9 protein-coding genes are annotated in these 11,769 nt (G+C 29.9%); 5 read left to right on the top strand and 4 right to left on the bottom strand.

The genetic code is table 11. The features are described from left to right. Positions 1 to 48: 48 nt before the first annotated feature. From ACMFBB_RS00180 to ACMFBB_RS00165, 4 genes are all read left to right on the top strand, one after another. The gene (locus ACMFBB_RS00180; RefSeq protein ID WP_435262458.1) at positions 49 to 1,821 is read left to right on the top strand and encodes an AMP-dependent synthetase/ligase; all 1,773 of its coding nucleotides are present in this window, start codon (positions 49 to 51) and stop codon (positions 1,819 to 1,821) included. 78 nt (positions 1,822 to 1,899) lie between these two features. Beyond that, positions 1,900 to 3,000 (top strand): RluA family pseudouridine synthase, encoded by a 1,101-nt coding sequence (locus ACMFBB_RS00175; protein ID WP_435262457.1) that lies wholly within the window; start codon positions 1,900 to 1,902, stop codon positions 2,998 to 3,000. A 4-nt stretch (positions 3,001 to 3,004) separates the two neighbouring features. Then, complete coding sequence (locus ACMFBB_RS00170) at positions 3,005 to 3,541, top strand: RluA family pseudouridine synthase (RefSeq protein WP_435262456.1); 537 nt, start codon at positions 3,005 to 3,007, stop codon at positions 3,539 to 3,541. Between the two features lie 313 nt (positions 3,542 to 3,854). Beyond that, the gene (locus ACMFBB_RS00165; RefSeq protein ID WP_435262455.1) at positions 3,855 to 4,580 is read left to right on the top strand and encodes a (S)-benzoin forming benzil reductase; all 726 of its coding nucleotides are present in this window, start codon (positions 3,855 to 3,857) and stop codon (positions 4,578 to 4,580) included. 289 nt (positions 4,581 to 4,869) lie between these two features. Here ACMFBB_RS00165 and ACMFBB_RS00160 read toward each other — a convergent pair whose 3' ends face one another. From ACMFBB_RS00160 to ACMFBB_RS00145, 4 genes are all read right to left on the bottom strand, one after another. After that, positions 4,870 to 5,613: a LytR/AlgR family response regulator transcription factor gene (locus tag ACMFBB_RS00160; RefSeq protein WP_435262454.1), complete on the bottom strand. Its 744-nt coding sequence runs from the start codon at positions 5,611 to 5,613 to the stop codon at positions 4,870 to 4,872. Positions 5,614 to 6,652: 1,039 nt separating this feature from the next. After that, positions 6,653 to 8,371 carry a tetratricopeptide repeat-containing sensor histidine kinase gene (locus tag ACMFBB_RS00155; protein ID WP_435262453.1) on the bottom strand — a complete coding sequence of 573 codons (1,719 nt, stop codon included), beginning with the start codon at positions 8,369 to 8,371 and terminating at the stop codon, positions 6,653 to 6,655. Then, a complete protein-coding gene (locus tag ACMFBB_RS00150) occupies positions 8,361 to 8,846 on the bottom strand; it encodes a hypothetical protein (protein ID WP_435262452.1) in 486 nt (161 codons plus the stop codon). The genes ACMFBB_RS00155 and ACMFBB_RS00150 overlap by 11 nt, the downstream gene beginning before the upstream one ends. A 232-nt stretch (positions 8,847 to 9,078) precedes the next feature. Continuing rightward, positions 9,079 to 9,708 (bottom strand): alpha-ketoglutarate-dependent dioxygenase AlkB family protein, encoded by a 630-nt coding sequence (locus ACMFBB_RS00145; RefSeq protein WP_435264342.1) that lies wholly within the window; start codon positions 9,706 to 9,708, stop codon positions 9,079 to 9,081. Between the two features lie 290 nt (positions 9,709 to 9,998). On the opposite strand from ACMFBB_RS00145, the gene dnaX reads away from it, so the two are divergent. Continuing rightward, positions 9,999 to 11,711, top strand: coding sequence for a DNA polymerase III subunit gamma/tau (gene dnaX, locus ACMFBB_RS00140; protein WP_435262451.1), 1,713 nt, complete (start codon positions 9,999 to 10,001; stop codon positions 11,709 to 11,711). The last annotated feature ends 58 nt before the right edge of the window (positions 11,712 to 11,769 follow it).

The raw sequence follows: 11,769 nt of genomic DNA, 5'->3' as shown, positions 1-11,769 counted from the left end.
TGCAATCGACTTTATTTTTATAATTTGCAGAGCCCTAAATATGAATTTATGCCGACTGAAATTACACGTCTTTTTGACTTTCCTTATTACCAATTAGAAAAATACAATTTACCAAAAGCATTTACCACAAAATATAATGGTAAATGGGAATCTATATCCACCAAAGAATATATCGATAAAGCCAATACTTTAAGTCGTGGTTTAATTCGTTTAGGTGTAAAGCCTAACGATAAAATAGCTGTTATATCTACTAACAATAGAACGGAGTGGAATATTTGTGATATTGGGATCTTGCAAACAGGAGCTCAAAACGTTCCTATTTACCCAACTATTTCTAAAGAAGATTATGAGTATGTCTTAAATCACTCTGAAGCTACCTATTGCTTTGTTTCAGACTCCTCTATTTTGGAAAAACTTAACCAAATAAAATCAAACACAAAACTTAAAAAAGTGTTTACGTTTGATGATATACCAGGAGAAGAAAATTGGACTGAAATTTTAACACTTGGTAAAGATGAAAGTAACCAACCTGAAGTTGAAGAAAGAAAGGAAGCTGTTACCTCTGAAACCTTGGCTACGCTGATATATACTTCAGGCACCACTGGTAAACCAAAAGGTGTTATGCTTTCTCATGGTAATATTGTATCAAATGTATTAAGTAGTGAACAACGAGTTCCTCTAACATATGGTGAAGAAAAAGGATTGAGTTTTTTACCCGTATGTCATATATTTGAACGTATGATATTATATCTATATCAATATTGTGGCGTTTCTGTATACTTTGCTGAATCTATAGAAAAATTAAGCGAAAATGCACAGGAGATCAAACCTAATGTTATGACTGCCGTTCCTCGTTTATATGAAAAGATTTATGATAAAATATACGCTAAAGGAGCTGAATTATCAGGATTAAAGAAAATACTTTTCTTTTGGGCTATTGATTTAGGTTTAAAATATAAACCTTATGGAGCCAATGGTTGGTGGTATGAAAAACAATTAAGCATTGCACGTAAACTAATTTTCTCAAAATGGCAAGCTGCCTTAGGAGGAGAATTAAAACTAATGGTATCTGGATCTGCTGCTTTACAATCTAGATTAATAAGAGTTTTTGCTGCAGCTGGTATGCCAGTAATGGAAGGCTATGGACTTACCGAAACCTCTCCTGTAATTACTGTAAACGATGTTAGAAATGGAGGTTTTAGAGTGGGTACAGTAGGTAAAATAATAAATGGTGTTGAAGTTAAAATTGCTGACAATGGAGAAATTTTAACAAAAGGTCCCAATATTATGATGGGATATTATAAAGATCCTGAAAAATCAGCTGAAGTACTCAAGGATGGATACTTTCATACTGGTGACAAAGGTGAAATTTGTGAAGACGGCTTCCTTAAAATTACTGGAAGAACTAAAGAAATGTTTAAAACATCTGGAGGTAAATATGTAATTCCTCCTTTACTAGAAGGAAAACTAAAACAATCTCGTTTTATCGAACAAATAATGGTTATTGGTGAAGGTGAGAAAATGCCTGCTGCATTTATACAACCAAACTTTACATTCGTTCGTGAATGGGCTAATCGCCATAACATTAAATTAAATGATAATAAAGAACTTATAGCAAATCAAAAAGTAATTGAACGTATTCAAGAAGAAGTTGATGCTTGCAATGCTAAATTTGGTAAATGGGAACAAATAAAACGTTTTGAACTTACCGCTGAGGAGTGGTCTATAGATGGTGGTCATTTAACGCCTACAATGAAAATGAAACGTAAAATTATCAAAAATATCTATTCCGATTTGTATGATAAAATTTATAGATGCTAATTTTTTAAGATACTAACTCATAACATCACTGTATATTTGTAATAACAAGTATACAGTGATTTTTTTTTGAGCAACTCTATGGATAAGTTACATTATTTTAATACCCATATCACGAATATTCAATTACCTGAAAAATTAGGGTACCCACATAATTATACTCCGCACCCAATAGCAGAGATAGCTGCAAAAGAACTACAAGAATACCTATTAACACAAACTGACTTTAAACATAATTTCGGGTTATCTACTAATAGTAGTGATGCTCTAGGAAAAATGTTTGGAGTTTTAGTTGTTAAAACCACTATAGGAGAAATAGGTTATTTAGCTGCTTTTTCAGGGAAAATAGCTAATAAAACACAACATTTATTTTTTGTTCCTCCTGTATTTGACATTTTAAATCCTGATAGTTTTTACAAACAAACTGAAAACGAATTAAACAGTATAAACCAACAAGTAATTTCATTAACGAGTAAAAAGGAATATATAAAATTAAAAAAACAGTATTATACCCAAAAAACAAATCATCAAAGCCTATTAAATGAAGAATTTGTTAAAGTTAAAAAGAAACGTAAACTTAGAAAAGAACAACACTTAACTAACAATCAACTGAACATTAATGAAGAATTTTACTTACGAGAATATGAGGTATATTTAAATGATAAGCTTTATTCATTAGAACAAGCTTTCTTGAGCTATGAAAATAAACTTGAATTACTTAAAAAAAAGCGAGCAGAAACTTCAGCAAACATTCAACAAAAAATATTTCAAAATTACCTTTTTATAAATGCTAAACAACAATCAAAAAATTTATTAGAAATTTTTAATAATAACTCTCAAAAAATCCCTGCTGGTAGTGGTGATTGTTGCGCTCCTAAACTTTTTCAATACGCCATAAAAAATCAATTAACCCCAATTGCTTTGGCTGAATTTTGGTGGGGAAAACCATTATCTACCTCTATCAGAAAACATTTACATTACTATGTTGCTTGTTCTGGAAAATGCAAACCTATTTTAAATCATATGTTACAAGGACTATCGGTTGAAGATAATCCATTAATAAAAAACCTAAACAAACCACAAAAGCTAGATGTTATTTTTGAAGACGAATATATGTTAGCTATTAATAAGCCTGTCGAATTTTTAACTGTATCTGGCAAAGAGATCGACCTATACAATTGAAAGCTTGGTTCGTAAAAAATACCCGAAAGCTACTGGCCCGTTGATTGTTCACAGATTAGACATGTCGACATCAGGTATATTACTTATTGCAAAAACTAAAGAAGTTCATAAAGAACTTCAAGCCCAATTCATAAATAAAACAATTAAAAAACGCTATGTAGCAATAGTTAATGGTATTTTAAAAAACAAAAAAGGCACCATAAACCTCCCTTTACGTGTAGATCTAGAAGATCGTCCAAAGCAGTTAGTCTGTTATCAACATGGGAAGAACGCATTAACTCACTGGGAAACAGTTCATATTAATAATGGAATGACCCTAGTTTATTTATACCCTATAACAGGTAGAACTCATCAATTACGAGTGCACATGGCCCATCATTTAGGCTTAAACACTCCAATTGTTGGTGATGATTTGTATGGCTTAAAAAAAGATAGACTTTATTTACATGCTGAAAGTATTTCTTTTATTCATCCTATTACAAGAAACGAAATGAATTTAAAGGTACCTGCTCCTTTCCTAGATAAAAAAATCAAATTTTAAACAAAAAATCTCCCTTCATTTCTGAAAGGAGATATCCCTTAAATATTAGCAGAATGTGTTGTGTTTGAAACTCTTAGACAAACACATTGCAATTTATACAAAATATAAACAACAAACACTAAGGGTTATCCCTATAAAAAAACTAAGGGTTTACCCTTAACACACTACACACTAACCATTAGTTAACAATTAAACAAAGCCATAAATAGCTCATTAAAAGTTACTTATATAAAAATTTTAATTTAACTAAAAAAATAAAAGTAAATTATACAAAACATTTTATCAGTAAACTCTCTTTATATATATTTACAAAATGGACGTTATCATTATTACAGGAGGAAGTAAAGGGATTGGGAAAGCAATAGCGAAAAAATATGTCAATAAAAACTATAAAGTATATTCATTAGCTAGAAGTACTTCAGATTTAAAAAAAGTTACACAAATTACTGTTGATTTAAGTAATTTAAACGATACTGAAGCTTGTTTTAAAAATCTATTAGAAAAAATCAAAAAACAAATTATTACTTCAATTACGTTAATCAATAATGCGGGTAGACTGGGAAAAATATCAACAATTGAAAATTTAACTTCTAATGATATTACTAATACCATCCAATTAAACATAGCTACTCCTATTATATTAACTAGTTTATTTATAAAATCAACACAAAGCATCACTTGTAAAAAGCAAGTAATAAATATTTCATCTGGCGCTGCTACTAAACCTTATGAAGGATGGAGTGTTTATTGCACATCTAAAGCTGCAATTGACATGCTTACCAAAACAGTTGCTTCAGAGCAAAAATTAATAAAAAATGGTGTAAAATGTATTGCTTTATATCCTGGTGTAGTTGATACTAATATGCAATCACAAATAAGAGAAACAAGTGAAAGTGATTTTAAAAACCTACAACGTTTCATTAACTTAAAAGAAAATAAGGAGTTATATACGACTGAATTTGTGGCTGACACTATATATAAAATTGACACCGAAAATAGGTTGGAAAACGGTGCTATTTTTGATATTAGAAACGCTTAATTTAACTTGAGTAAGATTACTTCTTTAATTCCTAAATCGTAATAACAATGAAAAACGTTATGACCAGAGTAATGAAACTATCTTAAAATTCAAAACTCCAAACTGAAAGATTACTTCACTCTACTGAGTTTCATTCGCAATGACAAGTATAACATCTTAGCAAAATCAACGAAGCTATCTATATACTCTAAATAAAGAGATTACTTCTTTCGCTCCTAATTCGTAATGTCAAATTGTAACGTCCTAGCGAGAGTAATTAAGCTATCTTAGTATTATTATAATTAATATTTTATCTAAAAATAGTATTATCTTTTATAAATGCATTTTTGTAACGCTCACTAAAAGGTATTTGACTTTCATTTTGGAGTATAATTAAATTATCTTCAAAATAAATTTCTTTTATCTTTTTAATATTCACTAAGTAGTTTCTATGCACCTGTTTAAAATCAGGATTTGACAACATCTCCTTCAATTTTGTTAACGATAGTTTTATTAAGTAGTTTCCTTCGTCACATAGTAAACTACAATACTTCTCTTTTACTTCAATATAATTTATAGAACTAACATCCACTTTAACAACACTTCTTTTCTTTTTTATAAATAAAAACGAAGGACTTAACACTGCGTTTTGTTCATTAAAACTGATACTATTAGTTTGCTGGTAACATGATTCAATAGCTAATTCTAATGAATATAGAAGTTCTAATTCGTTATATGGCTTCAACAGATAAACCATAGGGTTAGTAAGCTTAGCTTCATCAAAAACAGCTTTACTTTGCATACTTGTTAAAAATAAAAACGGAACATTTATATCACGTTTATTCAAACGTTGAGCCAACTCTATTCCTTCTGGCCTCCCATCAATCATGATGTCTAAAATAATAACATCAAAAAACCGATTCTTAATTTCTTTCTCAGCCTCTTCTGCATTTTTCACTCTAATAACCTCATAATTATGTGTTTCTAAAAAAGAAATGAGTGCATTAGCTTCATTATCTAAATCTTCAAGTAGTAATAGTCTTAGTGTGTTCATAGCATAAAAATATAGCTAATTTGTTAACAAAACCAACTTTTCTAGTTCTTTGTCACAAATTTTAATATATGCGTTTATTTTTCTGATTTTTATAATAGCCGTTTTAATAAAAAAACATTGTTCAGAGATACTAGAAACCTCACTTATAAGAACAAAATAATACCCGTTAATTATCTAAACATAGAAATTTAATAAAACACACTACTATACAAACATAGGTTGAAAATTATAATATAACAACGAGGCTCGAAGTTATCTTAAAATTCAAAACTTCAAATACAAAAATTACTTCACTCCACTAAGCTTCATTCGTAATGACGCAATTATAACGTCATAGCGAGGCACGAAGCTATCTTAAAATTCAAAACTTCAAATACAAAGATTACTTCACTCCAATTCGTTTCGTTCGTAATGACACAAGTATAACTTAATGGCGAGGGTAACGAAGCTATCATAATATTCTAAACTTTAAATACAAATATTACTTCACTCCACTACGTTTCATTCGTAATGACAAATTGTAAAGTCATGGTTAGGGAAACCAAGCTATCTCAAAATTTAAAACTTCAAATACAAAGATTACTTCACTCCACTTAGTTTTGTTCGTAATGACACAAGTATAACGTCATAGCGAGGCTCGAAGCTATCTTAAAATTCTAAACTTTAAATACAAAGATTACTTCACTCCACTACGTTTCATTCGTAATGACACAAGTATAACGTCATAGCGAGGCACGAAGCTATCTTAAAATTCTAAACTTTAAATACAAAGATTACTTCACTCCACTACGTTTCATTCGCAATGACAAATTATAACGTCACAACGAGGTACGAAGCTGTCTTTGTATTACGTATTCCTAACTAAAAGATTACTTCACTTCACTGCGTTTCGTTCGTAATGACACTAGTATAACGTCATAGCGAGGCACGAAGTTGTCTTTGTATAATGCACTTCAAATGCAAAGATTACTTCACCCCACTGCGTTTCGTTCGTAATGACATAAAAAAAGAGATTGCAAATTGCAATCTCTTTTTTTATTTAAACTGGTATACTTGGCAGTAAAATAGTAATTTTTGTTCCTTTACCAACTTCACTGTCAAAAGTAAGTGTTCCGTTATTTTTCTTAATTAATGTTTGACAAAGTATTAATCCTAGTCCAACACCTTCAGACCTATCTATTTTATCAATACTTAAATCTTTAAGTGCATTAATTTTCACTAATCTATCTTTAGGTATTCCAACGCCAGTATCTTCTATTGATATAAATGCTTCTGTTTCAGATTTAACACCAGTAGTTACCTTTATCTCTCCTGCCCCATTCATATACTTTACAGCGTTGTCTAACAAATTTCTCAATACTATTTTCAGCGACTCTTTATCTGCTTTTACTAAAGCATTTTTTAAATCACTTTCAATACGAATACTTTTAGCTTCTACTAGTATTGTATAATCATGCAATACATGTTGCACCATAGGACGTAATGCATACTCTTTTTGATCAAATACTAACTGATTACTTTGTTCTAATGACCAATGTAATACATTATTTAATAAATGACTTGTACTATTAGTTACAGCAATGGCAGCATTAGTGGCTTCTTTTATAGCTACTAAATCTTTATTATCAATATGATTTTTTAACTCTTCATGCTGATACCGAATAGTATTAATAGGCGAACGTAAATCGTGAGAAACTACAGAAAATAAATAATCTTTGGTTTTATTAGCTACATTTAAATCTTCTTTCTGTTGCGTAATTAACTTATTTTTCTTTTTAAGTTTTCTATAAAAAAGGCCTAAGAACCCAATAAATAATAATAACCCAGAAGAACCAATAATCAAGCCATCTCTTTGTACTTTTTGACGCTTTAATTTTTCATCTTGTACAGCTATTTCCTTTTGCTTTTGGGCAACTGCTAACTTCTTATCACGCTCTGTTAACTCCCAAATACGATCTCTATTTCCTATTGAATCTTTCCAATTTCCATACTCTATATAATAGTCAACACTCTCTTTATAACGCTTTCGATTTTTCTCTACAACCGCCATGTTTTTGGCTGTATATTGTTTTAACTCGATATCAGAAAATGATTTTGCAAGAGTATATGCTTCTTCAAATAAAGGGATAGCTTCATCATCTAGGTACTGGTTATAGTATACATTTGCTAATTCTATTTTGGTTCTTATAATTGATGCAGTATCATTTTTTTTTATGTAATCAAATTCTTTATTAAAGTATTCTTTTGCTTTTGAATATTTTTTTTTGTGAATATAACACAACCCTAAATTATGATAAGCATTTTTCTTCAAACTTAATTTTGTGTTAGAATTTTTTTCTTCCCATTTTAAATAATGATATATCGCTTTATCAAATTTCTTTAAACTTAAATAAATCAATCCTAATTTAGATTCTTTTAACCCCTGATAACTACCTTCATTCGTTATTAAAAGAATATTAATTAATGCTTGTTTATATAAAGATTTTTCAATAGCACTAACTCCTTGGATATAATTTAAAACATCCCTTCTTTCTTTACTATTCTTTTCTATCAATAAAGCTTTACTACTATATACATAGCACGAATCATACTCTTTATCCTTATAAAAAGCATATGCCTTACAAAATGAGGAAAAACTATTATTTTTTTTACATATACTATCACAATTGGATTTTAATAAATCCAATTGTGATTGAGAATATATAAAAAAAGGTATTGATAAAAATATAAAATAAAATAACTTCTCTTTATTCTCCATCTTTAACAGGAACCGTTACCGTACCTCTATCAGTTTCAGGATCATCATCTTCGTCTCTTACCCAAATCATATCAGCGGATGCTCCTGATTCTACTTTGTACGTGAATTGAATATAATATAAATCATAATTGGTAGCTTCTTCTTCGCAATTAAACTCTACTCGAAACTCCCTACCCTGAAGATTATCTGTTCCTCCGTTTTTATTTAAAACTTGTACTGGATTTATTCCATAATAATTTAAATAAATTTGATCTCCTTGTAATTGTAATCCACTTGTATTATCTACTCTATTCAAAGTATTGTCTGGTAAATATGCTAATACTGTTACGGTGTATGGAGTACTATTACCTCCTTCAGCTCCTGATATGTTTACTAAAGGGCCATTGGGTTTATTTGCAGCTGGAATATTCGAATCAAATTTTTCAAATTTTACTAATGATAACGTTACATGATTAACTGTTACTGGATTTCCCATAATTTTTATTTTGTTTGGTTTGACTATTGAATCAAAAATACAATAAAAAATGAATTATGAAATAAAAGTAAAATATAGTTTTTAGCCATTACTTAAAAAAAATTAAGTGCTTTTATCGTTAGTAGTTACTATTTGTCTTTGAGTTAATCAATAAACAGATTACTTCACTCCACTGCGTTTCGTTCGTAATGACGAAATTAAAATGTCACTGTGAGGTACGAAGCAGTCTTTATTATTGTTTTCTCATAATATTATTTTCTTCTATTGTTCTAAATGTTAAATTTATTCGAGGTCTATGAACTTTTTTTGTAGGAGGCAATCTATGTAGCCAATTACTTTGTGTTTCATCTTTCATAACTAATAATGATCCATGTTGTAACATTAATGAGACTACTTCTTTTGTTTTTTTATGTTTAAACCCAAATTTACGCTCCGCACCAAAAGTTAATGAAGCAATCGCCCCATTTTTCTTTAAATCTTTTTCACCATCAGCATGCCAAGACATCCCTTCTGAACCATCATGATATAAATTTAATAAGCATGAATTATAGGTTTCATTTGTTTCTTCTTCAATAAGTTTCTTGAGTTCTAATAACTCTTTAGTAAACGTTAATGCTACTTTGGTAGTATTAGAATAAGAATACTCAAAAGGCTCAGTAGCATACCAAGCAACCTTGCGTTTAGTTACAACACGTTTTCCAAAAATAATAGCTTCATCATTTCGCCATTCAATAGCCTCTAACAAATGTTTATAATACCAGTCTGCTTTGACTTTAGAAATAACCAAACCATAGTATAAAACTGTTCCCTCTTTAGGAAGTAGGTTTTTAGGTTGCTCATCAAATTGTGAAAACAAATCCATTAATTTCTTTTGTATCAAAGATACGTGTTTTAATTATCTAACGTTAATTCAAACTTGGTTTTACCAATAAGCTTTTTATATAGTACTTGCTTATTAATAATTAAAAGTGCTACTATAAAGAACGAAATAGTCTAACTGTAAACAGATTAACACAAACCTATATAAACTTAGAAATACTATTTAGTTATGTTGAGTTAAACATTGTTCACAACTTTCATTTTCACTTTATAAATATGTTTGTGTGTTGTTGCTGGGTTTTCTATTTTTGTTCAAGTAAACAATAAGAGTTAATGGAACATTTTATAGTATCAGCACGTAAGTATCGTCCTCAAAATTTTGAAGATGTAGTAGGGCAACAAGCCATTACTAATACGTTAGAGAATGCTATAAAAAATAATCATTTAGCGCAAGCTTTATTGTTTACAGGGCCTCGTGGAGTTGGTAAAACTTCTTGTGCGCGTATTTTAGCAAAACGAATTAACCAAGAAGATGCTACTACAGATGATGAAGATTTCGCTTTTAATATTTTTGAATTAGATGCTGCTTCAAATAACTCTGTAGATGATATTCGAAGCTTAACAGACCAGGTGCGTATTCCTCCTCAAACTGGAAAATACAAAGTATATATTATTGATGAGGTTCACATGCTGTCTCAAGCAGCTTTTAACGCTTTTTTAAAAACATTAGAAGAACCGCCAGCACATGCTATTTTTATATTAGCAACTACTGAAAAGCATAAAATTATACCTACTATTTTATCGCGTTGTCAAATTTTTGATTTTAAGCGTATTGGTGTATTAGATGCAAAGGAGTATTTAAAAACTATTTGTGCTAAAGAAAGTATAACAGCTGATGATGATGCTTTGCATATTATTGCTCAGAAAGCAGATGGTGCTATGCGTGATGCATTGTCTATTTTTGATAGAGTTGTAAGTTTTTCAGGAACTAATTTAACGCGTGAAGCAGTTACTCAAAACTTAAATGTTTTAGATTATGATGTTTACTTTCAAATAACTGATTTACTGTTAGAAAATAAAATTCCAGAAGTTTTAATGGCCTATAACACTGTTTTAAGTAAAGGTTTTGAAGGACATCATTTTATTAATGGTTTAGCTAGTCATTTTAGAGATCTACTAGTTGCTAAAGACACTGCAACAATAGCACTCCTTGAAGTAGGCGACTCAACTAAAAAGAAATATTTAGAGCAAGCCACCAAAGCTAATATGCAGTTTTTAATACCTGCAATTGATAAAGCTAATGATTGTGATTTAAAATATAGGGCTAGTAAAAACCAACGTTTGCTGGTTGAACTAACATTAATGCAAATAGCCTCTATCACTTTTGATGGAGCAAAAAAAAAATCTAGCAACTACATAATTCCAGCTACTTTTTTTACATCATTATCACCAGCCAAGCCTAAAGTTGTTAAACAACAAGTTGATACAATTGTAAAGGAAGCTGTTTCAAACTCTAAACCCGTCTCTCCTAAACCAAAGGAAACTAAACCTAAAGAGGAATCAACTAAACCTTTACTTAAAAATATAAAAAGACGTACCTCTGCCCTATCTTTAAAAAGTATACATCAAAAAAAAGAGTATAAAAGTACTCAGGAAGAAGAAAACTACGACAATCACCCTAGAACCCCTTTTACTCAAGAAGAGCTAAAAGATGCTTGGAAAAAGTATTACTTTAAGCTACAAGATATGGGTGAGCGAAGCATTGCTGCAATTATTGCTTCTGATGAACCACAGTTAAGAGAAAGGTTTCAAGTTGCAATATCCTTACCTAACGATTTGATGAAATCTCAGTTAGAAAAAGGGAAACGTAAATTATTAACTTTTTTACGTGAAAAACTTAATAATTATGGTATTCAAATTGTGATTACTGTCAACGAAACTGTGGAGAAAAAATTTGCCTACACTCCACAAGAGAAATACCTAAAGTTAAAAGAGAAAAATCCTCTTCTAGAAAAATTGAAAAATACTTTTGGTTTAGATGTTTGATGTTTTTTAGTAACAAAACAACTTTTTGTGATACTAATAATTCATGCTAGTAAACTAT

The organism is Tenacibaculum sp. nBUS_03, assembly GCF_051201695.1.
Lineage (GTDB): Bacteria > Bacteroidota > Bacteroidia > Flavobacteriales > Flavobacteriaceae > Polaribacter.
The sequence above is the reverse complement of the archived record's forward strand: the minus strand, read 5'-3'. Positions and strand labels throughout refer to the sequence as shown.

What these genes read in the sequence shown, in the direction of transcription:
- ACMFBB_RS00180 (WP_435262458.1), top strand. Translation starts at nt 49, where the DNA reads ATGCCGACTGAAATTACACGTCTTTTTGACTTTCCTTATTACCAATTA.
- ACMFBB_RS00175 (WP_435262457.1), top strand. Translation starts at nt 1,900, where the DNA reads ATGGATAAGTTACATTATTTTAATACCCATATCACGAATATTCAATTA.
- ACMFBB_RS00165 (WP_435262455.1), top strand. Translation starts at nt 3,855, where the DNA reads ATGGACGTTATCATTATTACAGGAGGAAGTAAAGGGATTGGGAAAGCA.
- ACMFBB_RS00160 (WP_435262454.1), bottom strand. Translation starts at nt 5,613, where the DNA reads ATGAACACACTAAGACTATTACTACTTGAAGATTTAGATAATGAAGCT.
- ACMFBB_RS00155 (WP_435262453.1), bottom strand. Translation starts at nt 8,371, where the DNA reads ATGGAGAATAAAGAGAAGTTATTTTATTTTATATTTTTATCAATACCT.
- ACMFBB_RS00150 (WP_435262452.1), bottom strand. Translation starts at nt 8,846, where the DNA reads ATGGGAAATCCAGTAACAGTTAATCATGTAACGTTATCATTAGTAAAA.
- ACMFBB_RS00145 (WP_435264342.1), bottom strand. Translation starts at nt 9,708, where the DNA reads ATGGATTTGTTTTCACAATTTGATGAGCAACCTAAAAACCTACTTCCT.
- dnaX (WP_435262451.1), top strand. Translation starts at nt 9,999, where the DNA reads ATGGAACATTTTATAGTATCAGCACGTAAGTATCGTCCTCAAAATTTT.